At 52.5% G+C, this 26933-nt stretch carries 37 protein-coding genes; 12 read left to right on the forward strand and 25 right to left on the reverse strand.

Annotated elements, in window-relative coordinates:
• Nucleotides 1–89: 89 nt before the first annotated feature.
• A complete protein-coding gene (locus EVJ32_RS06450) occupies nt 90–335 on the reverse strand; it encodes a pentapeptide repeat-containing protein (protein WP_236636013.1) in 246 nt (81 codons plus the stop codon).
• A 54-nt stretch (nt 336–389) separates the two neighbouring features.
• Between EVJ32_RS06450 and EVJ32_RS06455 the strand changes: the two genes are divergently transcribed.
• Nucleotides 390–836, forward strand: coding sequence for an NUDIX hydrolase (locus tag EVJ32_RS06455; protein WP_131457585.1), 447 nt, complete (start codon nt 390–392; stop codon nt 834–836).
• A 15-nt stretch (nt 837–851) separates the two neighbouring features.
• Here the strand turns inward: EVJ32_RS06455 and EVJ32_RS06460 are convergent, their stop codons facing one another.
• Nucleotides 852–1529 carry a YjjG family noncanonical pyrimidine nucleotidase gene (locus EVJ32_RS06460; protein WP_131457586.1) on the reverse strand — a complete coding sequence of 226 codons (678 nt, stop codon included), beginning with the start codon at nt 1527–1529 and terminating at the stop codon, nt 852–854.
• Nucleotides 1530–1601: 72 nt separating this feature from the next.
• Here EVJ32_RS06460 and EVJ32_RS06465 point away from each other — a divergent pair, with 72 nt between their 5' ends.
• Together EVJ32_RS06465 and EVJ32_RS06470 are read left to right on the forward strand one after the other, a co-directional pair.
• Nucleotides 1602–2114, forward strand: a complete 513-nt coding sequence (locus EVJ32_RS06465) for a GNAT family N-acetyltransferase (protein ID WP_161568785.1) — start codon at nt 1602–1604, stop codon at nt 2112–2114.
• A 248-nt stretch (nt 2115–2362) separates the two neighbouring features.
• A complete protein-coding gene (locus EVJ32_RS06470; protein WP_070329268.1) occupies nt 2363–2638 on the forward strand; it encodes a hypothetical protein in 276 nt (91 codons plus the stop codon).
• Between the two features lie 92 nt (nt 2639–2730).
• Here the strand turns inward: EVJ32_RS06470 and EVJ32_RS06475 are convergent, their stop codons facing one another.
• The 3 genes from EVJ32_RS06475 to EVJ32_RS06485 form a co-directional block, all read right to left on the reverse strand.
• Nucleotides 2731–3681 (reverse strand): alpha/beta hydrolase, encoded by a 951-nt coding sequence (locus EVJ32_RS06475; RefSeq protein ID WP_131457588.1) that lies wholly within the window; start codon nt 3679–3681, stop codon nt 2731–2733.
• A 180-nt stretch (nt 3682–3861) separates the two neighbouring features.
• The gene (locus tag EVJ32_RS06480; RefSeq protein WP_131457589.1) at nt 3862–4623 is read right to left on the reverse strand and encodes an HAAS domain-containing protein; all 762 of its coding nucleotides are present in this window, start codon (nt 4621–4623) and stop codon (nt 3862–3864) included.
• Nucleotides 4592–4945 carry a PadR family transcriptional regulator gene (locus tag EVJ32_RS06485; RefSeq protein ID WP_131457590.1) on the reverse strand — a complete coding sequence of 118 codons (354 nt, stop codon included), beginning with the start codon at nt 4943–4945 and terminating at the stop codon, nt 4592–4594. The genes EVJ32_RS06480 and EVJ32_RS06485 overlap by 32 nt, the downstream gene beginning before the upstream one ends.
• Nucleotides 4946–5111: 166 nt before the next feature.
• Here EVJ32_RS06485 and EVJ32_RS06490 point away from each other — a divergent pair, with 166 nt between their 5' ends.
• Nucleotides 5112–6569 (forward strand): aldehyde dehydrogenase family protein, encoded by a 1458-nt coding sequence (locus tag EVJ32_RS06490; RefSeq protein ID WP_131457591.1) that lies wholly within the window; start codon nt 5112–5114, stop codon nt 6567–6569.
• Nucleotides 6570–6609: 40 nt separating this feature from the next.
• Here the strand turns inward: EVJ32_RS06490 and EVJ32_RS06495 are convergent, their stop codons facing one another.
• The 4 genes from EVJ32_RS06495 to EVJ32_RS06510 all read right to left on the reverse strand — a co-directional run bounded on the left by EVJ32_RS06495 (nt 6610) and on the right by EVJ32_RS06510 (nt 8663).
• Nucleotides 6610–6948 carry a zinc ribbon domain-containing protein YjdM gene (locus EVJ32_RS06495; RefSeq protein ID WP_131439500.1) on the reverse strand — a complete coding sequence of 113 codons (339 nt, stop codon included), beginning with the start codon at nt 6946–6948 and terminating at the stop codon, nt 6610–6612.
• A 66-nt stretch (nt 6949–7014) separates the two neighbouring features.
• Nucleotides 7015–7527 carry a GNAT family N-acetyltransferase gene (locus EVJ32_RS06500; protein WP_131457592.1) on the reverse strand — a complete coding sequence of 171 codons (513 nt, stop codon included), beginning with the start codon at nt 7525–7527 and terminating at the stop codon, nt 7015–7017.
• A gap of 113 nt (nt 7528–7640) precedes the next feature.
• Complete coding sequence (locus EVJ32_RS06505; RefSeq protein WP_070329275.1) at nt 7641–7970, reverse strand: four-helix bundle copper-binding protein; 330 nt, start codon at nt 7968–7970, stop codon at nt 7641–7643.
• 81 nt (nt 7971–8051) lie between these two features.
• Nucleotides 8052–8663 (reverse strand): protein kinase family protein, encoded by a 612-nt coding sequence (locus EVJ32_RS06510; RefSeq protein ID WP_131457593.1) that lies wholly within the window; start codon nt 8661–8663, stop codon nt 8052–8054.
• A 151-nt stretch (nt 8664–8814) separates the two neighbouring features.
• On the opposite strand from EVJ32_RS06510, the gene EVJ32_RS06515 reads away from it, so the two are divergent.
• From EVJ32_RS06515 to EVJ32_RS06530, 4 genes are all read left to right on the forward strand, one after another.
• Nucleotides 8815–9711, forward strand: a complete 897-nt coding sequence (locus EVJ32_RS06515) for an aldo/keto reductase (protein WP_131457594.1) — start codon at nt 8815–8817, stop codon at nt 9709–9711.
• Nucleotides 9712–9998: 287 nt separating this feature from the next.
• Nucleotides 9999–11261, forward strand: coding sequence for a hypothetical protein (locus EVJ32_RS06520; RefSeq protein ID WP_236636015.1), 1263 nt, complete (start codon nt 9999–10001; stop codon nt 11259–11261).
• Between the two features lie 14 nt (nt 11262–11275).
• Nucleotides 11276–12499 carry a hypothetical protein gene (locus EVJ32_RS06525; RefSeq protein ID WP_131457595.1) on the forward strand — a complete coding sequence of 408 codons (1224 nt, stop codon included), beginning with the start codon at nt 11276–11278 and terminating at the stop codon, nt 12497–12499.
• Between the two features lie 110 nt (nt 12500–12609).
• Nucleotides 12610–13464, forward strand: coding sequence for a pirin family protein (locus EVJ32_RS06530; RefSeq protein ID WP_201739063.1), 855 nt, complete (start codon nt 12610–12612; stop codon nt 13462–13464).
• Between the two features lie 25 nt (nt 13465–13489).
• Here EVJ32_RS06530 and EVJ32_RS06535 read toward each other — a convergent pair whose 3' ends face one another.
• The 4 genes from EVJ32_RS06535 to EVJ32_RS06550 are packed head-to-tail and all read right to left on the reverse strand — an operon-like array spanning nt 13490 to nt 15172.
• Nucleotides 13490–13795 carry a hypothetical protein gene (locus EVJ32_RS06535; protein ID WP_016508867.1) on the reverse strand — a complete coding sequence of 102 codons (306 nt, stop codon included), beginning with the start codon at nt 13793–13795 and terminating at the stop codon, nt 13490–13492.
• 15 nt (nt 13796–13810) lie between these two features.
• A complete protein-coding gene (locus tag EVJ32_RS06540) occupies nt 13811–14275 on the reverse strand; it encodes a GNAT family N-acetyltransferase (protein ID WP_131457597.1) in 465 nt (154 codons plus the stop codon).
• On the reverse strand, nt 14272–14592 hold the full coding sequence (locus EVJ32_RS06545; protein ID WP_131457598.1) for a hypothetical protein: 321 nt from the start codon (nt 14590–14592) through the stop codon (nt 14272–14274). Before EVJ32_RS06545 ends, EVJ32_RS06540 begins: the two co-directional genes overlap by 4 nt.
• Before the next feature lie 55 nt (nt 14593–14647).
• Entirely contained in the window at nt 14648–15172 is a 525-nt protein-coding gene (locus EVJ32_RS06550; RefSeq protein ID WP_071398548.1) for a GrpB family protein, read from the reverse strand.
• 155 nt (nt 15173–15327) lie between these two features.
• Here EVJ32_RS06550 and EVJ32_RS06555 point away from each other — a divergent pair, with 155 nt between their 5' ends.
• Nucleotides 15328–15870, forward strand: coding sequence for a TraR/DksA C4-type zinc finger protein (locus tag EVJ32_RS06555; RefSeq protein ID WP_131457599.1), 543 nt, complete (start codon nt 15328–15330; stop codon nt 15868–15870).
• Nucleotides 15871–15932: 62 nt separating this feature from the next.
• On the opposite strand, the gene EVJ32_RS06560 is transcribed toward EVJ32_RS06555, so the two are convergent.
• The 3 genes from EVJ32_RS06560 to EVJ32_RS06570 all read right to left on the reverse strand — a co-directional run bounded on the left by EVJ32_RS06560 (nt 15933) and on the right by EVJ32_RS06570 (nt 18071).
• A complete protein-coding gene (locus EVJ32_RS06560; RefSeq protein ID WP_131457600.1) occupies nt 15933–16919 on the reverse strand; it encodes a M23 family metallopeptidase in 987 nt (328 codons plus the stop codon).
• Between the two features lie 166 nt (nt 16920–17085).
• Nucleotides 17086–17274, reverse strand: coding sequence for a hypothetical protein (locus EVJ32_RS16190; RefSeq protein ID WP_131439518.1), 189 nt, complete (start codon nt 17272–17274; stop codon nt 17086–17088).
• Nucleotides 17274–18071: a GNAT family N-acetyltransferase gene (locus EVJ32_RS06570; protein ID WP_131457601.1), complete on the reverse strand. Its 798-nt coding sequence runs from the start codon at nt 18069–18071 to the stop codon at nt 17274–17276. The genes EVJ32_RS16190 and EVJ32_RS06570 overlap by 1 nt, the downstream gene beginning before the upstream one ends.
• A gap of 68 nt (nt 18072–18139) precedes the next feature.
• Here EVJ32_RS06570 and EVJ32_RS06575 point away from each other — a divergent pair, with 68 nt between their 5' ends.
• Nucleotides 18140–18337, forward strand: a complete 198-nt coding sequence (locus tag EVJ32_RS06575) for a hypothetical protein (protein ID WP_201738330.1) — start codon at nt 18140–18142, stop codon at nt 18335–18337.
• Here EVJ32_RS06575 and EVJ32_RS06580 read toward each other — a convergent pair.
• From EVJ32_RS06580 to EVJ32_RS06590, 3 genes are all read right to left on the reverse strand, one after another.
• On the reverse strand, nt 18318–18905 hold the full coding sequence (locus tag EVJ32_RS06580; RefSeq protein WP_131457602.1) for a GNAT family N-acetyltransferase: 588 nt from the start codon (nt 18903–18905) through the stop codon (nt 18318–18320). The two genes, EVJ32_RS06575 and EVJ32_RS06580, sit on opposite strands and share 20 nt — an antisense overlap.
• Before the next feature lie 94 nt (nt 18906–18999).
• The gene (locus tag EVJ32_RS06585) at nt 19000–19602 is read right to left on the reverse strand and encodes an NUDIX hydrolase (protein ID WP_131457603.1); all 603 of its coding nucleotides are present in this window, start codon (nt 19600–19602) and stop codon (nt 19000–19002) included.
• 179 nt (nt 19603–19781) lie between these two features.
• Nucleotides 19782–20087 carry a hypothetical protein gene (locus EVJ32_RS06590; protein ID WP_131457604.1) on the reverse strand — a complete coding sequence of 102 codons (306 nt, stop codon included), beginning with the start codon at nt 20085–20087 and terminating at the stop codon, nt 19782–19784.
• 146 nt (nt 20088–20233) lie between these two features.
• Here EVJ32_RS06590 and EVJ32_RS06595 point away from each other — a divergent pair, with 146 nt between their 5' ends.
• Nucleotides 20234–20548, forward strand: coding sequence for a hypothetical protein (locus EVJ32_RS06595; RefSeq protein ID WP_131457605.1), 315 nt, complete (start codon nt 20234–20236; stop codon nt 20546–20548).
• 88 nt (nt 20549–20636) lie between these two features.
• Entirely contained in the window at nt 20637–21422 is a 786-nt protein-coding gene (locus EVJ32_RS06600; protein ID WP_131457606.1) for an SDR family oxidoreductase, read from the forward strand.
• A 31-nt stretch (nt 21423–21453) separates the two neighbouring features.
• Here the strand turns inward: EVJ32_RS06600 and EVJ32_RS06605 are convergent, their stop codons facing one another.
• The 6 genes from EVJ32_RS06605 to EVJ32_RS06630 form a co-directional block, all read right to left on the reverse strand.
• A complete protein-coding gene (locus EVJ32_RS06605; protein ID WP_131457607.1) occupies nt 21454–22251 on the reverse strand; it encodes a GNAT family N-acetyltransferase in 798 nt (265 codons plus the stop codon).
• A gap of 81 nt (nt 22252–22332) precedes the next feature.
• A complete protein-coding gene (locus tag EVJ32_RS06610) occupies nt 22333–23400 on the reverse strand; it encodes a saccharopine dehydrogenase family protein (RefSeq protein WP_070329293.1) in 1068 nt (355 codons plus the stop codon).
• A gap of 132 nt (nt 23401–23532) precedes the next feature.
• Complete coding sequence (locus EVJ32_RS06615; protein ID WP_070329294.1) at nt 23533–24162, reverse strand: NADPH-dependent FMN reductase; 630 nt, start codon at nt 24160–24162, stop codon at nt 23533–23535.
• Nucleotides 24159–25154, reverse strand: coding sequence for a ring-cleaving dioxygenase (locus EVJ32_RS06620; RefSeq protein WP_131457608.1), 996 nt, complete (start codon nt 25152–25154; stop codon nt 24159–24161). Before EVJ32_RS06620 ends, EVJ32_RS06615 begins: the two co-directional genes overlap by 4 nt.
• Before the next feature lie 36 nt (nt 25155–25190).
• Nucleotides 25191–25625, reverse strand: a complete 435-nt coding sequence (locus tag EVJ32_RS06625; RefSeq protein ID WP_070329296.1) for a MarR family winged helix-turn-helix transcriptional regulator — start codon at nt 25623–25625, stop codon at nt 25191–25193.
• Nucleotides 25626–25770: 145 nt separating this feature from the next.
• Nucleotides 25771–26898 carry a tetratricopeptide repeat protein gene (locus EVJ32_RS06630; protein WP_131457609.1) on the reverse strand — a complete coding sequence of 376 codons (1128 nt, stop codon included), beginning with the start codon at nt 26896–26898 and terminating at the stop codon, nt 25771–25773.
• Nucleotides 26899–26933 lie beyond the last annotated feature (35 nt).

Here is a 26933-nt window from a genome sequence, read left to right on the forward strand (position 1 = left end):
TGGCCAAGAGGTTTATGTACGGGCGATTCATCTCCCACCTACGCCGGGCCTCGCCCCAGACGCTTAGAGGTGGGAGAATTCTCGCTTAATTATGTTAAAAACAAATTCGCCCCATTGAATTGACAGTTTAAAAACGAACTGCCGACGTGGCGCGATGCGTTCCATTTCGAGTCGGTAAAGTCACAGTTGATGAAGCGGCACTGCTCGGTCTCGAACTCGGTCGCGTCGATGTATGTGAACCGACAGTTCTCGAACGTCACGTGTGAAAGTTGAAGGTCACGGAACGAGGACTCGCGAAAATCTTGTCCTTCGTAAGACTCATTTAATTGAAACATGTCCTGCCTCCTTGGCGTATACTAATTGTAGCTAAAGGAATGGAGTGATGAAAGATGGATATCGTATTTCCGACCGATCAGGGCACGTTCAACTACCGCGTCGCCGGCATCTGGGTCCAAGATGGTCGTTTGCTCATTCATCGGAACGCAAATGATGACTTTTGGGCGTTGCCGGGCGGCCGCGTCGGCATCGGCGAAGAAGCCGAACTCGCTTTGATGCGCGAACTGCAAGAAGAGCTCAACGCGACACTGACGGGAACGACGTTCGCTTTCGTCTCCGAAAATTTCTTCACGTACTTAGAACGCACGGTTCACGAGATCGGCATGTATTTTTATGTATCGGGTGACCTCCCGCTCCGGACCGGCGACTTTCACGGACCAGAAGGAGATCACCTCATCTATCGTTGGCAGCCGCTCGAGCAGTTACGCGAACTGACGTTGTATCCAGAGACGCTCTATACGTTGCCCGAGGCATTGCCGCCTCATTTCATTGACCGCTGACCTAGTAGCCACGCGTCACAAGATCGTTTTTAGTTCGTTCAAGTCTCGAATCTCATACGTCGTCTCGACCGTTGCCGCGACCTCATCCGGGTTGTACCAACACGTATCGAGCCCGTACATGCGTCCTCCGGCGATGTCCGCCGTCAGCGAGTCACCGACGATGAGTCCGCGCTCTGGCGACACGTTTGGGACACGGTCGAACACGTAATCGAAGAACGGTTTCATCGGCTTTTGCGATCCCGTCGCGTCGGAGACGAACACGTCCTTGAAATACGGGAGCAACCCCGACGCCTCAAGCCGCTTGAACTGTGTCTCTGTCACACCGTTCGTTACGATATAGAGCGGATACTGCTCACTGAGCGTTTGCACGAGTTCGAGTGCCCCGTCGATGATGTGCACCCCGTCGTGCAAATGGTCCCGATAGCGCTGTTCGACTTCATGCGCATCGATCGCAATCCCGAGCGTGTCGAACAGTTGCGTGTGGCGGCCCATCAAGACGTCTTCCCGTCCGACCTCACCGCGCTCGAACGCGCGCCATAGCCCGTTGTTGATCGTCACGTATTGTTGTTTTAACGCATCGGTCATCCGGACGTTATGTGAGGCGAGCAATTGCTCCAAGGCGACGTGCTCGCTCCGTTTAAAGTCTAGCAACGTATCGTCGACATCAAATAAAATAGCTTCATACCGTTTCATAATTTGAATTACCCCTCTCTGCCTCTAATGTACAGGAACAGGCCGAGAAGTTCAAAACAAGGAGTGAGTCACATGGCTAAACGACCGATCACCAATCTCGAGTATTCAGATAAAGAACGTGAATCATTTTTCTACTTGACCGATGAAATGTTCGGCATCGATTTTCGCGGATGGTATTTGGACGGAGAATGGACCGACCGCTATCGCTGTTATTCGTTGACGTTCTACCGGAACATCATCTCGAACGTCAGCATGAGCCGGATGACCCTCGTGACGGACGGAACCGCTCGTGAGATGTATCAAATCGGGACGGTCATGACGGACGAGGACCGACAAGGACAAGGACTCGCCACCCGCGTCTTCAAGCACCTCTTCAAACAATATGACTCCGATGGATTGCCCTATATTTTGGCTTGTGACGAGGGCCTCGAACCATTTTATCAAAATCAGGCGAGAATACTCCCACTTCTAAACGACGCGGGCGAAGCCCTAGTGAAAGTGGGAGATGAATCGCCTTCGAACCAGGCGTGTCTTTCGATACGTCAATGGTTCGACATCGTGTTTGAACTTCCTGAAATCAGGTAAAAAATAAGTGTCACGTTCCTTGAAAACTGAAGATATAGGGTTGTGGCAGGAAGTTCGTCTGTCACGTAAAATCTTCAACGTTCACCTAGCGGATGACCGAAGTAGCGAAAACCAAGCAAAGTAGGCATCAGCACTAAAGAAACGGACAAGGTCAACTTCCAACCGTCGGGACGACGGGGGTAGCCTGATCAGGTTCCGGCTGATAGGTCGGATAACTCAGGAATCCTCCACCTCTAAGCAAGGCGTAGGTGGGGGTAGTTCAAGAGAAGCAAGGGTTCACTGTCCAACACGAACCGGAGCTATTTGTCTCCGTTTCGGGCTCGGCGCCCCCGCTCGAACACGTCGACGTCGTGGCACGGCTCTCCTTTGATGGGATCGCGGAAATCGTCTTTGAATTCACACCTGACTTGGCCGATGTCGAACGACGTGCGTCACGTGCACGTGACGGACAATGGATGATCCGTATGAGTGACGGCCACCTTTTCCCGGAAGGCTGTCGCTTCCCGAGTTTATCGAAAGCATGAAATAACGCGCCTTGCAACAGAGTCTGATGGTGCGAGCGTACTCATAAGAGAAGAGGACCGTTCCGACAATAGGTCAGAATGGTCCTCTTCTCTTATCCAAGAATATTTTTTTGGTTCTCAAACGCTGTTTTTAAACAATGAGCCGCCTCTTTCACCGCCCGTTTCGCCTCTGGGACGAACGCATAGTAGTTCGTGAAGCCGTGGATCAGCCCCCCGTAATTTTTATACGTCACCGGGACACCGAGGCTGATCAATTTGTTCGCATAAGCCCGCCCGACGTCACGGAGCGGGTCGTACTCGGCCGTCAGTAGTGTCGTCGCAGGCAGTTGTTCTAAGCGATCGGACAAAATTGGCGACGCATACGGATGTGTCAACTCATTTTCGTCATTAAAATATTGCTGCTGGAACCAACGGATCAACCCTTCGTCAAGCAAGTAGCCGGTAGCGTAATCAATCAAAGATAACGGCAAGTTTTCTTCGGTCCCGGTCACCGGGTAAAACAGGAGCTGATGAACGAGTGACGGCCCCCCGCGCTCACTCGTAATCAATGCGCTGACCGTGGCGAGCGTCCCGCCGGCACTGTCGCCGCCGACGGCGAGTCGTGACGCATCTACGTTTAATTCCGAAGCGTGTTCCCCGATCCAAACGAGTGCATCGTAAGCGTCTTCGACTGGGGCTGGAAATTTATGTTCCGGCGCGAGGCGATACCCGACCGAGATGACGGTACAGTCCACCTCGTTCGCGAGGGTGCGGCAAATCGCATCGTGTGTCTCGATGCTGCCGGTGACGTAACCGCCGCCGTGATAGTAGACAAGTGCCGGGGCGGTCGTTGCTCCTGACCGATAAATCCGAATCGGGAGCGTACGCCCTGGGAGCGAGAGATCCAAGTCCTCGACTTCGTGAACGTGCTCTTTATGCTGGAACCTCGTCAGCACTTCATCTTCCTGTCGTCTTAACTCGAGTGGGTTCATTTGCTCATATGTGGGTGACATCTGATTTTTAAATTGATCCAAATAAAATTGAATCGTCGGATTGACTGGCAATGGGAACCCCTTCTTTCTCTATTGGCGTACAGTTTCCTATTCCCAGCCGAACCCGTCATTAAGCAGACTCGCACACTTTTCGAAATTTAGAATGATAAAAGAATGCCAAGACGACACCGATAACGAACAAGACCGTCCAAGCGATGCCTAACAATCGAGCTAGCATCTATGACAAACGTCTTAGACTTCCTCCTGTTGATTCTTTTTCCACCAGACGAACATAACGATTCCCATGCCGACGAACAGAACCATCATTGAGAAAATCAACTGTTGTTCAAGCGGCAGGCTCGTTTGCGCGAACACATATTGCGGCACAAACAGTAGAAGTGGAATAATCAGATTGATCCACGTCTTCGTCCACACCGACACGATGACGAGTGTGAGCACTGCTAGCCCGAACAACACGAACTGCCCGACCGTCCCAAACGTGATCTTCGGTGTCTCAACGAGCAGGTCGAAAGTCATCAAGCCTAGGAATAGCGTCATCGGCAATGCACCGAGCGCGGCATACGTCAACCCAGTTTTCATCTTGCCGCGAGACGAACCGGTCGACATCTTACGGAACACTTGTGTCACGGCGAGTAAAAGTATGACGGCGACGAGTGGGAAGCCGATCAGTTGGACCGTCGAGAACGTCATCTCTCCTTGAATAAAGTTTCCGATGATGATGTAGGCGAATACGCTCGGAATGATCATGCCGACAACTTTCACTACCCCTTTCACGTCAAACGCCATCTCGCTCCCGAGTTGGCGCATATACGCCTCAGGGCTCTGTCCGACGACATCGGTCACGTCCTTCCCTGCCCTCTCTGCTTCTTCCAAATGGTCTTTCAATTCTGCGGTCACGTCTTGCACTTCCCGTTCTGATTTCCCACTCGACATGAGATAGACCGCCAAATCATCTAAAAAATCACGACTCTTTTTCGAAAGTTCCACGTTCATTCCCCTCTCCTAGTACGCGGTCGACACCGCTCGACACATCTGCCCAACGCTTCCGGAACGCCATCAGTTCCTGCCCCCCAGCTTCCGTCAATACGTAATACTTTCGTTTCGGTCCCCCCGAAGGCAGAGGTTTTTGAATCGTCTCGACCCATCCTTCCTTTTTCATCCGCAGCAACACCGGGTAAATACTCCCCTCGCTCACCATCGTGAAACCGTACGCTTGAAGTTTCTCCGACATCTCATAGCCGTACGTCTCCCCTTTCGCGATGATGGCGAGCAGACACCCTTCGAGCAGACCTTTCAACATTTGACTCATTGCCATAGCGCAACCCTGCTTCCCTTCAAACTAACTTGTTATACACAATAGTAATGGATAAAGATACCAAAATCAACTAGTTTGTAAAGCAAGATAGTGCACATTCCAATGTTTAGTTTTTGACAAGAGGTGAATACTTCTTATGGTGAAGAAAAAATAAAGGAGTGTTGTTATGCATACCGATTTTACGAAGATGTACATTGACGGCCAGTGGGTAGACGGTTCGAGCGACAAGTCGATCGACAACGTCAACCCGTTCACGGACGAGAAGCTGTTCTCGATCCGGTCAGCAGACGAGTCCGATCTCGACAAGGCATATCAGGTAGCTAAGGAAGCGCAAGGTGAATGGGCGGTCATGCTGCCGCAAGAGCGCCGCGCCCTGATCGAGCGGTTCGCTGAACTGACGTTACACTACAAAGACGACATCATCGACTGGCTCGTGAAAGAGTCAGGCAGCACCCGCATCAAGGCAGAAGGCGAATTCGCTGCCTCGATGGCAATCATTAAAGAGGCGTCGACGTTCCCGTTCCGGATGGACGGACTGATCAAACCATCGATCGTGCCGAACAAAGAGAACCGGGTCTACCGGAAGCCGCTCGGCGTCATCGGCGTCATCAGCCCATGGAACTTCCCGTTTCATCTCGCAGTCCGTTCAATCGTCTCGGCGCTCGCGACCGGCAACACGGTCGTCGTCAAACCAGCGACGGCGACACCGGTCACTGGCGGGCTCCTGTTCGCTTCATTGTTTGAAGAAGCCGGGCTCCCGAAAGGCGTCTTGAATATCGTCGTCGGTCGCGGCTCTGAGATTGGCGATGCCATCGTCGAGCACCCGATCCCAAAACTCATCTCGTTCACGGGATCGACCGAGGTCGGGAAAGGCATTGCCGAGAAGGCCGGACGTCTGTTGAAGAAGACCGCGCTCGAACTCGGCGGCAACAACGTCTTCGTCGTCCTAGACGATGCTGATATCGACCGCGCTGTCGAGTCGGCCGTCTACAGCAAGTTCTTCCATCAAGGTCAGATCTGTATGTCGACGAACCGGATTCTCGTCGCCGAATCGATTCATGACACGTTCCTCGAACGGTTCAACGAACGCGTCCGCGGCCTTAAATTCGGAAATCCGAATGAAGCCGATACACAAGTCGGACCGCTCATCGACCATGATCAAATCGATCGTATCCTCGACCAAATCGATCAGACGATCGACGCCGGGGCGACGCTCCACGTCGGTGGCAAAGCGAACGGCAACGTGCTCGAACCGACCGTCCTTAGCGGTGTCACGAACGACATGCCGCTCGCCAAAAATGAGATCTTCGGACCGGTCGCCGTCATCTTGTCATTCAAAGACGACGAAGAAGCGCTCCATATCTCGAACGAACTTCCATATGGTCTTAGCGGAGCCGTCCACGGTTCGATTTACCGGGCGACCGAGTTCGCTCGCCGCGTCGAGACCGGGATGATCCACATCAACGACCAATCGGTGAACGACGAGCCGCACTTGCCGTTCGGCGGTGAGAAAGACTCAGGGCTCGGCCGCTTCAACGGCGAATGGGTGCTCGAGGAGTTCACGACGCTCCAATGGGTATCTGTCATGCATGAACGCCGTGAATACAAGCCGTTCTTCTCGTAATACAAAAAACTGTTTCGGTCCGTGGACCGAAACAGTTTTTTCATAGTTTCTTGACGAATTCTGACTTGAGCTTCATCGCGCCGAACCCATCGATCTTGCAATCGATATCGTGATCACCGTCGACGAGGCGGATACTTTTCACTTTCGTCCCTTGTTTGACGACGAGTGACGTACCTTTCACTTTCAAGTCTTTGATGACCGTGACCGTATCTCCATCTTGGAGCACGTTCCCGTTCGCGTCTTTAACCTCAGCGTCCGCCTCGGCCTCGGCCGCCTCGCTCGGTGACCACTCGTAAGCACATTCCGGGCAGACGAGCAGAGCGCCATCTTCATAGACGTAGGCCGACTGACATTTTGGGCAATTCGGTAGTTCTGTCATCTTGATTCCTCCATTCGATTCACTGTTGCCAGTATACCGTATTTCAGAAGTGTCGATAGACAACATTTAGCCTTCTTGCGGTGTTTCGGGACCTGTCAAATCCAATTGATAAAATGACAAGTCGAGCCATTTTCCAAATTTGTAGCCGGCTCGTTTGATCGTCCCTGAATGAACGAAGCCCAGTTTTTCATGCGCTTTGATACTCGCGATGTTCGCAGCGTCGATTCCGCCGATCATCGTCTTATAGTCACGCGCTTCCGCGATGCGAATGATCTCACGAAGCAACTTGTTGCCGACACCTTTGCCTCGATAGCCCGGATGGACGTAGACAGAATGTTCGATCGCGTAATGATAGGCCGGCCATGGACGGAACGGACCAAACGTGGCGAAACCCATGACGACGTCGCCGTCTTGCCAGACGATGACAGGGTGTCCGGACGCTTTTTTATCTTCATACCAGGCGACTCGATTTTGAAGCGTCACCGGTTCATAGTGATAGACGGCAGTACTGTTGACGATGGCGTCATTGTAAATATGTAAGACGGCTTGAAGGTCGTCACGACGGCAATTACGGATCATACATACACCACTTTCATGAGTTTTCTTCATTATACGTATCTCGCTCTCAAAACACACGTCGCGACGCATTTTCCACAAAAAAAGGTCAGCCGCGTCGACTGACCGTATTCCGCTCAAGCTGCTAAGCGGTCGCACATCGAAGCGCATTCGAAGCAAACGCGCGCACACTCTTGGCAGTGCTCGTGCTTATGTTTTTCGCACTCTTGGGCGCACGCCTTACACATGACCGCACAAGCCCGTGCGAGTTCGGGCACGAACGCCGAATCCCGTGTCATCGCCTCGGCGAGGAACGAGCACATAGCGGCACATTCGCGGTCGAGCCGGATGCAATCGACCATCATCTTCACATCGCGCTCTTCAAGACACGATTCAAGACAGTAGTTACACGTCTCCACACAGTCATGCAACGTTTCAAGTTCATTCGCATAAATTCGGTGAGCCATTCGGACGTCCTCCTTTTTTAGTGACACGACAACGATACGTTACTGTTGTTCCCTAATCGCCAAAATAAAAACGACCTTCGACTAGCGTCTCGGATCGTTGACAAACGTGCGGTATAAATAGGCGATCCCGTTCAACAGCCGCTCGGAATATCGTTTCGGCACGAAGCGGAGCCGGTAGAGCCGATACATCCGTTTCAAGTCTTCCCATTGATGGTCGATATGCTGCCCTTGCCGGAACCGGGCCAAATCGATCAAATAGATGCGGCCTTGCGGACTGAGGATGATGTTGCGCAAATGTACGTCTGACGGGGTCAGTCCAAGCTGCCGCGCCTTAATCAGCGCCTCGTCGACTTGCTCGATGTACGCCGCGTCAATCCAAATCCCTTCGGTCAAACACTCGAACAGCGTTTTGCCTTCGATATAATCGATGACGATATAGTTCGGCCCGACTTCGTACAAATGCGGGAACTGGGGCAGCCCTTCGAGCGTACGATAAATCACGGCTTCTTCCGCCGCGATTTGAGTATAGCCCGGGAAGAACACTTTGATGACGAGTCGCGTATCTTTCACGCGAAATACGGCGGCGCTCCGTCCGATCCCATGCAGCTCGAGGTCTTGGTGATAAGCGGTGACACGCGTCTCGTGAACGTCTTGTTCGAACGACACGTCCGCATAAATTTCATAACAATTCATGAAGAACTCCTCTTTCTGTTTGTCTCTCGTCTATCATAACGGATTCCGTCACGATTGACCCTGTTTCAGCATCCCTGCTCGCGCGCAGAAAGTGACGCTGTTGGACAATACCCGTATAATGAAAGCGACAGACAATTAGGAGGAATCGATTATGCAACGAATCGCACTAACGGAAGACTTATCGTTCTCACGCATCATCCACGGAATGTGGCGTCTCGCCGAATGGGAGATGAGCCCACAGGAGCGTCTCACGTTCATCGAGCAATGTATCGAGCTCGGCATCACGACGTTCGACCACGCCGACATTTATGGCGGGTATACGTGTGAAGGATTATTTGGAGAGGCGTTGCGCCTCAAACCTTCGCTTCGCGACCAAATCGAAATCGTGACGAAGACGGGCATCAAATTGACCGGCTCATTCAACCCCGGCCAAACGCTCAACCATTATGATACGACGAAAGCACATATCATCAGCCAAACCGAACGTTCTTTGAGCGAGCTCGGAATTGACCAGATTGATACACTTTTGATCCATCGTCCCGATCCGCTCATGGATCCAGATGAAGTCGCCGAGGCGTTCATCACGTTGCAACAGAGCGGAAAAGTCCGGACGTTCGGCGTCTCGAACCACGTGCCGTCGACACAGCAATTGCTGCAGTCACGGCTACCGTTCCAACTCGTGACGAACCAGCTCGAGCTCTCGCCGATGCAGTTGAAACATTTCGAAGATGGTTCTGTCGACCTATGTCACGAAAAGCGGATGCCGCTCATGGCCTGGAGCCCGCTCGCCGGAGGCCAGTTATTCTCTGCAGACGACTACGCGCCGCTTCGTGAAAAACTTGAAGAGATCCGCGTCCGTCATGACGCTAGCGGTATCGATTCAATCGTCTATGCTTGGCTACTTAAGCATCCGGTCAATATCATGCCGATCATCGGCTCTGGGAAAATTGAACGAGTCCGCACCGGTGTCGACGCACTCGAAATCGAGCTCAGCCGTGAAGAATGGTTCGAAATTTTGAAAGCTTCACGCGGTCGCGACGTCGACTAAAAGAATATAAAAACCAATAAATACCTATAAAACCCATAATTCATTTCAACGCTTTCTATTCGTTTTTTAGCAATGACGCTATATCAAGGTTCATTCGTCAAAAATCGACAACGTTGAAATCGAGAAATTCCATTTCATATCCATAAGTGTAAATCAGACCCGCTCAGTTCAAGTCGAGCGGGTTTTTCGCTTTTTTATTTAAAAAACACATTAGTTTTCCTAAGACTAAAGTCACAAAAAAATGGTGCTACAATGATGAAAGTTATTCATCGAAGGAGTGCACCGCTGTGAAAAAGTACCTGCTTTTCTGTACGCTCGCCATTTTATCATTCCTGTTTGGATGTGAGGAAGAACATGCTTTTCGTTTACATACAGCTCCAGAGTACTATCAAGGTCGCGCCACGCTTCCTTCGGGGCAACAGATCGAGATGACCGAGTCCGACCGGACGAACGTGCTCGATGCTTGTTATCCAGAAGATGCGATCACGACCGTTCCCGCCGGCGACCGCCGTTTAGTCGGAACGGTCACGTTGACGCAGCCGTTGACGACGACAACGTCAACCGAAGCGTTCCCGACCGCCACATTCTTTGAAGTGGAGAATCAGTTTTACGTGCAATGTCAGGTAGGCACAATCACTTATATCAAACAAGTCGCATCCGTTCCCGACAGTCTCACGGCTTTTCAAGACTTGTCCGTCACTTATCCGTCCATCTCGAAACTGCGAAACGCTCAACCGCACGAACGACTTCAATTTCTAAACGAGATGGACAAACCGGTCGGCAACGAACCGTATCCGCTCCGGACTGCTCTCGAGCAAACGCTCGTCCACGTGACGATGCCGTTCAACGGTTCATATGAGTTCACGTTCGAGTCAATGGATACGGCTGAGACCCTCGTCGTCCCTATTGATTTATCTTCTAGACAGCCGTTTCTCTCGATCGGGTTTGGTACCGAGTCGGCTGATGGCGAACAGCGCTACGGGATTTATACCTCGTCAAACCAAGAGCTCTATCGCGACGTGATCCGACCGTTCGACGCGTCGTTCGACCGTTTTCTAGGAGCCCGGCAAGCAAGTACGCTCCTATCGACACTCGTAGCGAACAAACGCTATCCGTTGTTCAGCTTCTCGTTCACCCGCGATGGAAAAGCCCATAAACAAGTCGTGTCGATCACCTATAAAGAAGAAACCTTGTTGCGCGGGGATAGCTTGAAGAACGAAATGCGCCAACAATTCGACCACCGCCGGCACGTCATCTTTCACGAGCTCGCCTTGATCGGTACGGAATCGAAAGACGAGCCGTTTTTAAGCCACGCCACAGCTGACGATACGCAATTCATCTTCAATGCGATCGAGCGCGCGAAAGCCGTCTCGAAAGCCGGCACACCTGCCTCGACCCCTTATTTGACCGTCTTCGAAGGCATATGTGCACAAACGTTCGACGTCAGCTATGAAGGAAATGACGTGTTTTTGACGAATACGAAGACTGGGTCTCATTTCCAGCTGCTCCGCGACGATGCGGCCAAGTGGCAGGCCCAATTCATGGAGTAAAGGGGGCAAATGGCGTGCGAACCATCGGCATCACAACGTTGCTCATGGCGACAATCATCTTGACCGGTTGCACAGAACAAGAGTCCGCGCTCGACCTCAAAGTTCGCCCCATCCTATTCGACGGCTATCATTATGAACCGGACCAACAGTCGATGCAGCTCGACGAAACGGAACAGATTGCCGTGCATACGATTTGTGACGACACCGGCGCCGTTTCCATCTCGGACCGACCGTTCGTCTATGACGCGACGTATCGCAGTTTCTCACGTTTTTCGTCAAACTTCACGACGATGTCCGTGTTCCATGACGACGAGGCGACATACGCTTACTGTCAAACTGACGTTAGCCAATATGTGAAACTGATCGATGCCGATCTCCTCCCGGCCGCTCGGCGTGAAGCGGAGCCCGAACCGCTCCGACCGCGTTCTGTGGGCGTGTCCGATGCAATGCGTCAAACGACCGAAACCAAGCTTGAAGACGATCCGTTTTTCGAATTGATCCCATTCGATTCACCGTTTGTTACGCTGCACTCTCCTCTCTTCGCCTCACTCGCTCTAGAAGTGAAGACGCAGGACTCGTCGACGACATCTTTTCACCCATTTGACCCGAACATGAAGACGATGACGCTGTCGCTTTATCTCGTCAAGATGGACGGGGTTGTCCAACCGCTCTTGATTCGATCTTCTGAAAACAACATGGCATACGGGTCGCTCGATTCTGTTCCAGATGGCGGCATCCCGACACTTTCAACCGTCTATCCGTTGCCTGACGAACTCAAGTTCGGAGAAACATACCCGCTTTGGGAACTGTCTTATGATATTGGCGGGGAAACGGTGAAACAAACGATCTCGCTCTCCTATGAACCGCCGGTGATGATGACACAGTCAGAAGTCGACGCAGCAACGACAGAAGAAGTCGAGGAAGCGACCATCGGTTATTTCCATAAGACGTCGCTCTCCGGTAAGACCGAACTTCATCATTTGGACGCCATCCAAACGACCACTGCCGACGGAGAAACGCTTAAACAGATGCTGCAGCGGGCCGAACGCGTCAACCGGAACGGTGAGGCGGCCGCATATCCGCTATTCACCTTGGCCGAAGGCGTTAAGTCCCAAACGTTCGACGTGACGCTCCATGAACGTTCCAAAAAGACGGACGTCTATGTCACGACCAAGGGTAACCATTACAAACTCAGTTCCGAGGACAGCGCCACCTGGCTGTCGCTCGCCTCTTATTGACAGACGGTCTCCTGGCCGTCTGTCTTTGCACGTTCAGAGAGCAAAATCACCCGTTTCTAGATCGTCCATGTGCGACAATGGAGCCAAACGCTTCCGAAGGAGATGGTCTGATGACGAGACAATTTGACCGCGATGTCGCCGCACACTGGCAAGTCACGTATAAACAGAACGGCTATCCGCACGTCCAACAAGGGTGGGTGTTGCCCCCGGAACGAAAAGCCGAGTTCGACCCGTTCATTTTAATGGCCGAGGATTGGTTCAAGCGTGGCACGTTCTCTGACCATCCGCACCGCGGGTTTCAGACGATCACGTACGTCATCGACGGTCGGCTCGAGCATATTGACAACCATGGCGGTCATTCGGTTTTAGACGCCGGTGACGTTCAATATATGAACGCCGGTTGGGGAGCCCGGCATGCCGAGGAAGCCGTCGATGACGACTTGATCCATACGCTGCAACTATGGCTCAACTTGCCAAAATCGCTCAAATCGACGACGACATCCTATCAGAACGTATATGTCGAAGACGCCCCGGTCGTACCGATCGACGGCGGGCAGATGCGCGTCTACTCCGGCGACGTCGCCGGGGTAACGGGGCCGATGAACAGCCTCGTGCCGATCACGATGAGCGAAATCAGTTTGAAAGCCGGTGCCGTCTACGAGCACGTCTTGCCGACAAATCATAACGGATTCGTCTACGTGCTCGCCGGTTCAGTCGAGCTCGGCACGTCGGCGACCCCGCTCGCGAAAACGTACGTGGCGACGCTCACGTACGACGAAACAGCGGACAGCATGAGCGTACTCCGCGTCAAAGCGACGTCACGGGCCCGCCTGCTCGTCTACTCAGGACAGCCGATCCGTGAGGACTACATCGCCCATGGTCCGTTCGTCATGAATACCGAGGACGAGATTCGCCAAGCGTTCCGCGATTATCATGCCGGTAGTTTTGGACCCCCGGCACAATAACAAAAAGCCACGCGGCAGCGTGGCTTTACTTCGTTTTATCCGGCATGAGTACCGTCTGCTGGGTCGGAACCCGACCGATCGGTACGGTCCGTTCGACGAGGACGTATCGTTTCCCGTCCACCTCAAACTTCCGGTCGCCGAGATAATGGGCCGACTTGCCGTCCTCATAGAGTTTCGTCAAAATCGCCGGCACGTATTGATTCAAGTCCGTGTGATGATCATCGAGCGTCATGACGATATTGCCTTTGCTGTATCCCATCCACTGGTTCGACATGAAAAACATTAAAGAAATCACTCCGATGATCCCAATCACTAAAATAACCGTTTCCATCCAATCCCCCTCATCCTATAAATGCTTTATAACAATTTGACGTTTCGTTCGAAAACCGACACGCTCGTAAAACTTGGCGGCTTCTTCGTTCACCGACCAATAATCCAGTTCAATCGATGAGAAATCATGGTCAACTGCAAAGCGCTCGACATGCTCCATGACGAGACGGCCATAACCGTGTCTTTTCACGTCCGGGTTGATACTGATTTGATGGACGTAGAGCGTTCGCACTGCCTGACGAAATGCGTTGGCCTCACTCACTCGCTCTTGAAAACATACGTAGCCGATGATTTCATCGTCTACTTCGGCCGTAAAGAAATGATAAGTATCTTGTGCCATCATCTTCGAGAACGCCTCTTCGATCAACGCATGATCATACGCAGCAAAGAAAGTCGGTACCAGTTCGATATGATGCTCGTGAATCGGGCGGTTCAACGTGGCGATCAACGACGCATCATTGGTGGGGCGCAAGCGCATCATAAACCGCCCCCAGTGTGCGTGTCGTTTCGATCTTCCGTGATTCCGTGTGGCTTTTCATCACCACGCAACACGTGGTTCGAACTGACCGTCTCTGTTCCGTTCAACCGGCGCTGAATCGGACGGGCGAGAAAATAGCCGCCGAACAACGAAGCCGGAAACACGAGAACGGCTGTCCCTAAGACGAGATAAGTATAACGTTGAATCTCTTCCGTTGCCGGGACGAACTGATGGACCCCATAGCGCAGACCGACGAATAATCCGATGAATACGAGCGCGACAAACGCGTACTCGATACATTTCCCAAGAAATTGCTTCATCCTGTTTCCCCCTCAACTTGTTATCTATCGTTACGAGATGAAGCGAGAAAAAGTTTCATTTCTGTTGCTGGGACAAATACCAAAGCGTCGCCACTCGCTCCGTTTCGGACACCCATTCTTGTTTTCCTTGGATGTAGCTTTCGATATCTTCCGGATGTTGGCTCGCGAGCTGTTGTTTGAGAGCGGCATATTCGGCACGTACGTCCGGAAACGCCATCAAGTAGTCCCGAAAGGCCAAATGCCGGACGACCCCTTCGTCCCCTTCCTCGAAGACGTGGACATGGACCGTCCGCACGTCCTCACCTTTGGCGAAGAAGCGCCGTCTCGGAATACCGTGCTCGCCGAAACTGCGATAACCGAGGGCCTCCATGTGGCCGATCAATCCATCGACGCGTTCGATTTGGCGAACGACCGGCATGATATCGATAATCGGTTTGGCGTCAAGACCCGGGACAGACGTGCTGCCGATATGATGAATCACAATCAGTTCACCGTCGAGCAATCGTTCGAGCCTGCTCGACTCGTCCTCAAACTTTTCCGTCCATGCTGTATCGTATTCCACAACCTCAACTTTTCTCATGTTGCTTCCTCCTTATTCCACGACAATTGACACTCATTGTCATCATACCCGTTTTCTCAAGTCTTTAGAAATCCGCTTTGCCGACAGAAAGGTTTGTCGCGTCGCAAAATGGGAAATGCTTATACTAATGAAATCAGAACTGGAGAGTGGACCGTATGTTGACACAAAAACAAATCGATACGTTCAAAGAACGTCTACTAAAAGAGAAAGCCAAGACCGAAGGGTATCTGGAAAATCGTGAAGAAGTTTACGACGAAGGAGAGTTGTCGCACTATGACAACCATCCCGCCGATTCGGGAGAAGAGCTGTTTTTACGCGAACGTGACCACGCACTCACCGAACTCGATGAAGAATTTTTAACGGACGTCGATAAGGCGCTTCTCGCCATCAAAAACGGGACGTACGGAAAATGTGAAGTATGCGGGAAAGAAATTGAACTCGATCGGCTCGAGATCATCCCAGAAGCGACGCTTTGCATCGAACATGCACGTGAGCAGGAAGAACAAGAGCATCAAACAGACCTCGATCGTCCGGTCGAAGAAGATGTCCTCAATGCGTCTGAGACGGCTGCCCATAAACAGCTCGACGGAACAGATGACGCCGGGAAAAGTACTGACGCCTTCAGCCAAGTCGAAGACTTCGGAAGCTCGGATACAATCGCCGACACCAAAGGCAATCACGATCCAACCCGCGAATGAACGAGAGCCGCTGTAATGCGGCTTTTTTTGCGCAAAAAAACACGACGCTACGTCGCGTCGTGTCAATAAACCGCTTTGATTGGCGATGTGCCGCCGAGTACTTCCGCTACGTCCATCGGATTGACCGTATTGCCGGCCGAACTTGACGAGTAACCGTATTTTCCTTGATGCACCTCGAAATGTAAGTGAGGACCTGAAGAATTGCCCGTGTTGCCGATTTGGCCGATGCCTTCACCTTGAAGCAACGCTTGGCCTTTCTTCACTTCGATTTTATGCATATGGGCGTAGACGGTCGTCCACTTCTGTCCGTTCAAGTCATGCTCGATGAAGACGTGCTTGCCGTAAGGGCCGCTCGTCTTGACGTCGATGACCTTGCCGTCAGCCGCTGCATAGATCGGTGTCCCGACTTTGGCGGCGATATCGATCCCGTTGTGGAACGTATAGCCGAATTGTCCACTAGCAGGGCCGAACCCTTGTGACAGACGTCCCGTCGCCGGAATCATAAACTGATCTGGTGCGATTGCCGCTTTTTGCTTCTTCAAATCTGTTAATTGCGCAGCTTGTGCCTTCAACTGCTTATACGCTGCCGCATGTGAAGCCTTCGCCTGTTCCCGCTCGGCCTTCACTTCGGCCTGTTGATCACTCAATTCGTCTAACGCTCGAGCAGCTTCGGCTTCTCTCGCTTTTAAATCTGTCTCGGCTTTTTCGGATTCCGCCGCTTCCGCCTTCGCGCTAGGAAGGACAGACGACAGTACTTGTTTAAACAAAGACGTCTCTTCAGGGGTCGAAGCCGTTTCATACGCTTCGAGCTGAGTGCTTACTTGATCTAGTTTAGCTTGAAGCGCATCCGCCCGCGTCTCGACGGTCTGCACATGACGCTTCGCCTTTTCAACCGCTTGCTTTGATGCGCGAACATCACGCTCTATCTTCTGAAGGGACTTCGTCGTCTTGACGAGCTCTTGCGGGGTAAGTTGATCTGCTGAGGCCGACGCCGGGCCATTCAAAACGAGTACGCCGACACCGACAGTTAGTAAAAGTTGTTTCCACATATATTGATAAAACCTCCAAATAGGATGATTCGCTAGCTATATAAAAAGCTACAAGTGCGAATATAGCATCCCTACCTAAAAAGTTCAATATATGAAGCATTTCATTTGTATGTCGAACATTTCAAAACAATGAGCAAGCACTCTCACAATCTTCACGAAGAGTTCATCACCGTTTGTCTCGCTTCATTTTTAGGACGACAAAGACAATACCCACAGCAGTTATAAACGTCACCGCCGGCCCCCCGAACAGAAAGACACGGTCGATTGACGGAGACAAGTTCGTCGTCAATCCGAGAATCGTGAACAAGTTTCCGACGATGAGACCGACCATCAACATGGGAAGAAGACGTCTCATCAGACACCCGTCTCGCGCTTCACCATCTCAAACTGGGCGATGGCATCTTGTTTGAACCCGAGCGTTCGCGCCGCCTCGATCAATGCAGGACGATCCGACGTGAGCGTCAACTTGATCGGTCCATTCGCTGCAGCTGCCCGTAGGAGCCATTCCGCATCCTCATCCCGGCCGAAAACGTCGAGGAGGACGCCTGACCGGAACAAAAGCGCCCCTGTTTTGTCGCCTTCTGTGATCCGGACGAGCTCCGCTCGTTGCTGGGTCGTCCGGGCGTCCGTTTGCCAGATCGGTCGGTGCGATGCCGACGGGTAATAGCGATCGAACAGCGTCACGACCGGTTCGATTGCGCGTGTCGCTTCCGTTTCGGTCGGAACGGAGTCGAAATAAAAGATTTCGCGCACCGTCTCGTACCCGAGCCGCTCGTACAAAGCGAGTGCCGAGTCGTTGCCTTGGATGACTTCAAGTAGACGTGTCCCCGTTGCCTGCTCGTCAAAACGGCGCATCAACTCGCGGGCAATCCCTATTTTCCGAAACGCAGGGGAGACGGCCAGACCACCGCAACGCGTGACCCAACCTGTCTCTAAATGGGCCACCCCACTCAAGACGACACCGACCGGACGTCCGTCCGCATACGCGACGATGGAGCGTGACGGTTGATTTTGATCCCGGACGAGGAAGGTCGATTCGAATCCTGCCGCATCCATGTCAAAGCGAATTATGTAATCAGAAAACCCGTCCATGAAAGCTTGATACATGTCGGATAGTGGTGCATTTTGTTGATACGAGATCTGTTGGTCCATAGTTGATCCTTTCCCATTCATTTTTTGTATACTGAAAGTGCGCTACTTCTAATGAGGGAGGAATAACGATGTCATCCGTCACACTCGAACCGCTTCAAGACAAACACTGGCCCGTCCTCGAGACGTTCACGCTGCCGCTCGATCAAGAGAAATATACGACGTTGCCAAAAGATATCGACTCGATAATCCCGGGCGGTGTGCACCCCGTCGTCATTGTGAACGCTATACCCGTCGGCGAACAACGAATCATGTCGCTGACGGTTTGAGTTCACCGGGCAGCATCGCATAGACGGCCGTGTCGGTCAGGCGGTTGCCATCGGCGGACAAGTCGTCGTTCCGCAGTATGCCTTCAAGTTGAAACCCTAGACGTTCTGGTATCATCCGGCTGCCCCGGTTCGTCGACTCACAACGGACCTCGATCCGTTTGAATCCGAAATGTGTAAACCCGAACCGCGTGACCGCCTCGACCGCTTCGCCCATGTAGCCGTGTCCGGTGTGCATCGAATGCAGCCAGTATCCAATCTCTGCCTTCGGGACGTCCCAGTCGATGCCTTGCAGACTGACCGTGCCGACGAACGTTCCCGTATCTCGTAAAAAGATGAGGTAGCGAAAACTCTCCTCTTGCACATAAAGTTCGTGGGCACGTCGTAAATTGATCTCGGTCTCTTCTAACGTCGGGACCGTCTGAGCGAACGGTAACCACTGCCGGAACTCCTCATGTGAATCCCGAATCGCCGCATTCACGACACGCTCGTCACCGCTCGTGCGCGGTGCCCGCAATCGTAAGCGCGCCGTCTCAATCTCGAGTGGTGTTACTGGATGTACAACTTCCATCTCGTCAATTCCCCCTCTTCACTTGCGAAAACACCAAACTAGAACTCCCCCTAAACCGAGCACGAGCAATCCGTTCAACAGTCGCCAGATGATATCAATCATCATGGCCTTCTGCTTTCTCCCGAAATGTCCGAACCCCTTCAATCACTTGGTTCCAGTATGTCTCCGGATGTGGAACGAGCGTCTCTTTCGTCACGCGTAACGTCTTTCCGGTTACGACCGAAGTCGCCTCAATCTGTTCGCGCGAACCGGCGAGCAAGGCGACGAACGCCTCGAAATCAACTTTGCCGACGTCTGCTACTTCGTCAACGTCTAACGTGAACGCCTCCCCAGCGTACGGATAGACATATGTATGGGCGAACTCCCGGTCTAGAAACGCTCCCGTCTCAATCACATCTTCAAACACTCCGAGAGCAGTCAGTTGATCGAGTGATAACTCGATTCCCAGTTCTTCTTGAATCTCACGGACCCCGTCCCGGACCGTCTCTCCGGCAACCAGATGTCCTGCTGCCGTGATATCGAACAGTCCTGGAAAATCTTGTTTCGTCTCGCTGCGGAGCTGTAAGTAAAGATGCGTCGGGTCAATCATCCAGCAGTGAAACGTCTCATGCCAATCGCCGTCACGATGGACGTCGGACCGGGGCTTCAACCCGATTCTTTTACGTGTCCGGTCGACCACGGTAATAAATTCGCTCATGTCGTCACTCCATTCTCTAAAAAGGTGATCGTCCCGGCGGTCGCATCGAGCTCGACGTCGATGCCAATCGTATCGCCCGGCCGTAACGCGGTCGGTTTAATCAGTGTCGACACATGTATCCCTCCATTTTGTTCCATACGTTTACTGTACGGGTTTCGAAGGGGCAACGACAACCCAAACTAAAACAGATCAGGGTCTTCCGACAATGTCCGGACTTTCCTGACTTTTCGGTGACGACCAGTCCAGCCAAGTGTCGTGAAGAAAAAACCGCCCCCGACCATACAGAACAGCGCGACCAATCCTGCCACGACGCCATCAAATCCGTAGCGCTCGCCGCTCGCGACGAGTAGTAGCGGCGAAAAGAGGAAGGAAACCACTAGCATGATCAGCCCACCCCACACCCGCCGTCTGGGAAACCCGATCGTCCACCACCCGAAAACAATCAATCCTAAAATGATTAACCCAACCATCCCGACTAGAACCATCGTCAGCGCCTCCACTCTTCAATTTTTTTACTATATTCCGCATCTGTCATTCAAATCCCTGTAAAAATCAGCCTATATAAATTCCTGATTCCGGGTAAATAACTAATGGAAACCATCGCACCGGGGTACCGCAGAGGAGGATCACCATGAGAGCTAGACTCATCTTTGCCTTCGCGTTCATCGGTCTTTTTTTGTTAGCAGTCTATTGGGTGAGCACGTGGAACGATCACACGCTCGACGGACGCATCGAACGGATTGAAATCCCTCAACTGATGATTGGTCCAGCCGAGACGGATATGGATGAAATCAAATTGCATACGATTCTAGTTAATGACCAGACGGAAGTGACGGGTCTTGCTAGCGACGTGCAAGAACTTCGTGCCGGTCAACATGTGACCATCGAGCTCGATCCGGATGCGACGCTCAAGATTGCGCTATCGATTCATGTAACGTCTGATTGAACGAAGAATCATCTTTTTTCAAGAAAACGGGCTTAATTTTTATAGAACAGTGGAATATGACAACAGGTAGCTGAAAGGAGATAAATACATGATTTCAAATACATTGTTGTCGGGTAAAGTCGCGTTTGTCACAGGAGCGGCGTCAGGAATCGGACGCGCCGCTGTAATCCGGTTCGTCCAAGCGGGGGCAAAAGTCGCCATCGTCGACTTGAACCAAGAGGACTCCGAGAAGCTCGCGAGCTTGATCGGCGAGGACCGCGCCATCGGAATTAGTGCTGACGTCTCAAACGAAGACGAGATGAAACGGGCTTATGAACAGACGGTCGAACGGTTCGGACATGTCGATATCGTGTTTGCGAACGCGGGTCGGAACGGGACGATCACACCGATCGAGCACTTGTCGCTCGAAGATTGGAACGGGGTCGTCGAGACGAACTTGACGGGCACGTTCTTGACCGTGAAACATGCGATCCCTTACTTGAAAGAGAAAGGCGGCAGCATCATCATCACGTCGTCGATCAACGGGAACCGTTACTTTAAAAACTTTGGCTTCAGCGGATATGCGACGACGAAAGCCGGCCAGACCGGTTTTGCGAAAATGGCCGCGGCCGAGCTCGCCCAGTTCGGCATTCGGGTCAACTCGATCTGTCCGGGTGCGATCGATACGAATATCGATGACTCGACGAACCGGGACGACGCGTTACTCGAAGAAATCGTCTTTCCGATCGAATATCCAGAAGGCAACCAACCGCTCGCCGGAAAATCAGGTACGGCGAAGCAAGTAGCCGACGTCGTCTTGTTCTTTGCGAGCAATATGTCGAGCCATGTCACCGGATCAGAAGTGTACGTCGACGGTGCCGAATCACTACTCTAACGACAACAGGTCGCCCCGCGGGGCGACCTGTTTATTTGAGGATCGGACTTTTCATAACTGCTTTTTGATAAAACGGTGTAAAACCAAGGCGTTCCATGTTGCGTCCCGAGGCGGTATCGACTTTCGTCGTCACCGTCACGTACTCGCAACCCATCGCTTTTGCCGCGGCGACTCGCTCTAAAATGAGTTGGGTCTGATACCCTTTTCCCCGATAATCGGGAATCGTGCTCGTCAAAAACAGTTCCCCCATCCCATCCTGAACGGCGAGAATACCACCGGCGACCGCTGTCTCGTCTTCACGGACGAGAAACGCCTGGTTTTCCGGTAACGCATAAAACCCTTTCGCCGTATCAATCGTCTCTTGCAGGACGGTCCCCGTCTCGGCGAATCCTGTCGCGATCGCCCGAGCCCATTCGTTCACGTTATCGGCGTGCACACGTTCGACACGTGTCGCTTCACTCTCTGGCAACTCAAACGCGTTCACATCGAGCAACCAGACGTCGAGAAAGTGATCGAGCGTATAGTTTCGTTCCTGCAGCAGGCGAATGAGCGACATGTCCGCGAGTGGACACACCTCAATATGTAGGCGGGACACGTTCTTACCACGGACCCACTTCTCCATTTGGTGCAGATCGTAAAAGCTCGTCGGACGGTTCAAGCCGAACCCGACCGCAAAACTCGTATTCCCCATCCGGAACACATGACCTTTATTTTCAACGATTAACTCCGAGCCTTCATAGGGAGGGGTCTGTTTTCGATGCCTGATGTAGGCAGACGTCCCTTCCGCTTTGATGCGTTCGATGCGCCTGGCTAGTTCTAAGCGTTTCATCTCGTTCCCTCCCTCTAATCTTCCCTGAGTTTACCACACTTCGATTGCGAACAGATTGTGATTCCGTTACAAGGCACCGCTTTACAGGCGGACTTCATCAATCACGAACGAGGACGACCCTTCGATTTCTTCGATAAAATGCGAGCCGAACAACATCGCTGGTGTGAAGCTTCCAGGAATGACCCGGCTTGAGCCGACGAGACGTTTCACGACCTCGAGCGCCCCATAGACGGTGAAGGCGTACGTGCTCGCCGTCTGAATGCGAACGATATATTTGTGTCCGTCTGCATTCGTTGCTTCACCCCAAACATACGTCGACGACCCGTCCCGCTCCGCCTCATCCGGTCCGCTAATATGTTCATCGACATAGCGTAAGAGACGTCCTTGGACAGCGTCACTACCAAGAATCGGACTAAAGAACGACATGAGACGAGACGCATATCCGGCCACTGGGGGAACTGGGATCCATGTCGTGATGTTCGGGATGCCCGTCGTATAATACGCGGTCGAGACGTCACCCCACGGAATCGCGAGCGCTGTTTTCTTGCCGCGCCCAAAGTCGATTTGTCGACGCTTGGCCCCAAGCGGGAACGGCGACAGTTTTCCGTCTTTCCGCTCGGCACTGCTCGAGCCGAGCCCACGGATTGCTGTTTTCATCGTTCCGCGCGAAATACCGGCAGCGGCCGAGAAGCCGAGGGCGAGATTCGTCGCGTCCGGCATGAGTTCCTTCAACTTGCGGGCCACACAGTCGGTCGGGATGACGTCAAAGCCGACACCCGAGCACAGCAACACGCCTGCTTCTTGCGCGAGCTTGGCCCGTTTCTTCGAATGAATGTATTCGAATACTTCAATTTCCCCGGTAATATCGAGGTAATGAGTCTGTGACGCAAGGCACGCCTCGACCATCGGCTGACTCGTATCGGCGAACGGTCCAGCACAGTGCAAGACGAGGTCGATGTCAGCGAGTTCCTGCTTCGCTTTGTCGAGCGACAGACTAAAGACACGCGTCTCGCATCCGAGCTCATCGCCAAGACGCTCGATCGCGTCCGCGCGCCGCCCTGCGAGCACCGGCGTCATCCCTTCTTTTACTGCTTGCCGGGCAATCAGTTCACCCGTATAGCCGTTCGCGCCATAGATCATCCATTTCATCGTTGTTTCCTCCTTCAGGCTATATGTATGCTTCTTTTGTTCCCTTCTTTTACTGACGATACACGATGCAATATCGAATGAACAGTAACACAAAAAAACTGATCGTCCCTAAAAGGACAACCAGTTGCTTGATTAGTTGTTCGTTGCTTCCGCCGCTTTCGTACGAACCGTCTGCATCGCTTCTGTCCACGGGACGAGCTGGTCGAGCATATCATTCACCGATTGGACTTGTACGTCTTTCGGTGCGAAGTGCGTGCCGTTCTCGAAATCTGTGAAGAGCGAGAGCGCTGGGTGGACCCGGACGTGGGCAATCAAGAGTTCGCTCAAGACACCGCGCACATGCTCAGTTGCCCGAGCACCGCCGACCGAACCGTACGAGACGATCCCTGCCGCCTTGTTATGCCATTCGTTGCGTAAGTAGTCGAGGGCGTTTTTGAGCGCGCCTGTCATCGAGTGGTTGTACTCTTGTACGATGAAGACGAAACCGTCCATCTCTGCAATCTTCTCCGACCATGCCGCGGCACCTGTCGCGTCGCCGCCTGCCTCGCCGAGAAGCGGTAAGCTGTAGTCCGCGATATCGATGATTTCATAGTTGGCGTCACCGCGCTTGTCGGCAAGTTTTTTTACCCATTCTCCGACTTGCGGGCTAACGCGTCCTTCACGAGTCGATCCGAGTACGATTCCAATTTTCAACATAGTAGTTCCTCCTTGTGAGTTGGTTGGTTCTTCTTGTTTACCGAACAAACGATTGAAAAAACTCATGATGGCATACCCTCATATTCTTTCTCGAACGTTTTGGTACTTCTGACCGTATCAATCGGCCGGACCATCGCTTCGATCTGCTCACGCTTCGACTCTAAGAACGGTGGGAGCGACAATTTCTCACCGACCGTCTCATACGGTTCGTCACCCATGAATCCTGGTCCGTCGGTCGCCCATTCGAACAAGATTTGCGGTGCGACGCGTGCGTATGATGATTCAAAGAAGAAGCGGTCGACGTAACCTGACGTCGGTAACCCGAACTGTTGCAGCCGCGCTGTCCATTCATCGAGGACGCTGCGGTCGTCGACGCGGAACGCGACGTGGTGAACCGTTCCAAACCCTTGGCGTGCTTGCTGAGATGTCTCGTCATGGATGACGACGACTTGCGCTCCGTTTCCACCCTCACCTCCTTCAAAGAGATGGTTGTCACCTTCTTGCCCGATCTCTTCGAACAACATGACTTGCTCCATCACTTGTTTGAAGTACGTGAAGTCAGAGATGCGGATAAAGATTGGCCCGAGGCCAGTAATGGCATACTCGAGCGGAATCGGACCGTTTGGCCACGGCTCACCGGAAGCGACACCTTGATTGAACTCGTCCGAGATGAGCTGATACGCTTGGTCGTCAAAGTCGACGAACGACAGCGTCTTCTTGCCGAACTGCTCGGTGATGCCTTCATGTTTTACCTTTAACCGATCAAAACGGCGGACCCAGTAGTCGAGTGCCTGATCCGTCGGGACACGGAACGACGTCTTTGAAATCTCATTCGTCCCGTGCACGCCTTTTGGGATGCCTGGGAAGTCGAAAAACGTCATGTCCGTCCCGGCGCTACCTTTATCGTCCGCGAAGAACAAGTGATACGTCTGAATGTCGTCTTGGTTGACCGTCTTCTTGACGAGACGCATCCCTAAGACGTTCGTAAAGAAGTCATAGTTCTTTTCGGCGCTGCTCGTGATCGCCGTCACGTGGTGAATCCCTTTTACATGGTTCATCTAAATCGCTCCTTCAAAATCTTGATTCCGAGATAATTAATTAAAAAATTTTGACGCCTCGGCACGTTTGCCGACCGTCTTTAATTGAGTGATTGTGTTATCTAAATCGAGTCCGTCGAACAACTCGTGCATCCGTTTCGCGTGTATCGGAAAAATTTGATCCATCAAGTCGGTTCCCGCTTCAGTCAATGCGGCATACGTCACGCGGCGGTCGCTCGGACAAGATTTCCGGACCAAGTAGCCTTTTGCCTCGAGCCGATCGACGAGATACGTCATGCTGCCGCTCGAGAGCAAGACTTTTTTACCGATGATTTGAATCGGTTGGTCGCCTTTATGATAGAGCAGTTCGAGTACCGAGAATTCGGTCGCGTTCAGTCCATATGCGGCGACTTCTTGTTTGACCATGTCCTGGATCGACTGCGAGGCTCGAAATAAGACGGTAATCGCTTTTAAGGCATCTGATTGTTTCATCTTTTCCCCTCCTTTGTTGAGAGAAAACAATACTTTAAATTTAATTATCTTTAATTCGAGATAAATATAACACGGCAATTTGGATCGGTCAATCAATTCGTCTCCAAAAAAGACAAGGCCGCTTCCACAGGCCTTGTCTTCCGGATCAATCGTACGTCTCGTCGAGGTTGCGCGCATAAAACGCGATGGCGCGACGATAACGCTGAATGCTGTCATCTGGCTGCGGACTAGCGAGCAGCTCGAGCAACGCACCGGTCGCTTCCTGATGCTGTCCGAGGTTGTAACGCGTCATCGCTTGGAACACTTTCAAGGCAGCGATGTCAGGGAACTGTTCGATCGCTTTAGCAAACAGCTCCTCGGCATCCTCGTAACGACCGAGCGCACGGTACGTGCTGCCGAGCCCGATATACGTCTCACTGAGCTCGTGACCGCTCAGACCGAGTCGGATGGCCCGCTCATAGTGCGGGACGGCTTGACGCTCTTCGCCGAGCGAGTCATAACACCAGGCACATTGCGCGTGGAGTCGTGGATTCTTCTCATCTTGACGCAACAGCATGAGCAACAGCTGCTTCGCCCGCTCGAGCTCTCCGTTCTCGCGCAGGCGGATCGCCTCGTCGAGTCCGACCTCTTCAGGCTGTTTGACGTGAAGGTCGCTCAAATCATCGAGCCACGCCTGCAGTTTCTCATAATATTTCCCGACATGGACGCCGTCGACGAGCGCGTGGTGCGCTTGAACCGAGAGCGGCATCATCATCCGGTCGCCAACCTTCGTGAATTTGCCCCAGGCGATCCGCGGAACGCTATCGTGCTGTTGGTCATTCGTCGGGTGACTGATGCTCGTGAACGTGAGCCAAGGTACGCTCGTAATATAGAGCAGGCTGTCCGGCTCGTCATCTCCGACGACGACTTCTCGTTTCGCCCCGCTCATCCGCACGGCCACTTTCTCCATGAAGTCGGGAAACGCGTCTTTATACGTCGCCGTACAGAAATTGAAGACGTCATCATCCATCATGACGGTGAACGATGGATGGACGACATCATGCTCGACGACCACGTCACCGCGCATCCGGTACCTAAGTTCCGGGATGGCGTTCGCCGTCTTCACCACGCCGTATAAGAACAGCTTGAAAAATGACTGTCCGCGCGTCTTCGCGAACGTATGTAGCTTCGTCACGTCGACGTTCGCCGTCACGTTGAAATGCGGGGCGTCAAACGCCTTGAAAAACTCATAATGCTTTTTACGCGGCCACTTCTCGAGATCAATTTGTTTCATCTATCTTCCCCCCTGTTCTTTCACTGTACCAAAAG

This window comes from Exiguobacterium sp. SH5S4 (assembly GCF_004337045.1).
Lineage (GTDB): Bacteria > Bacillota > Bacilli > Exiguobacteriales > Exiguobacteriaceae > Exiguobacterium > Exiguobacterium aurantiacum_A.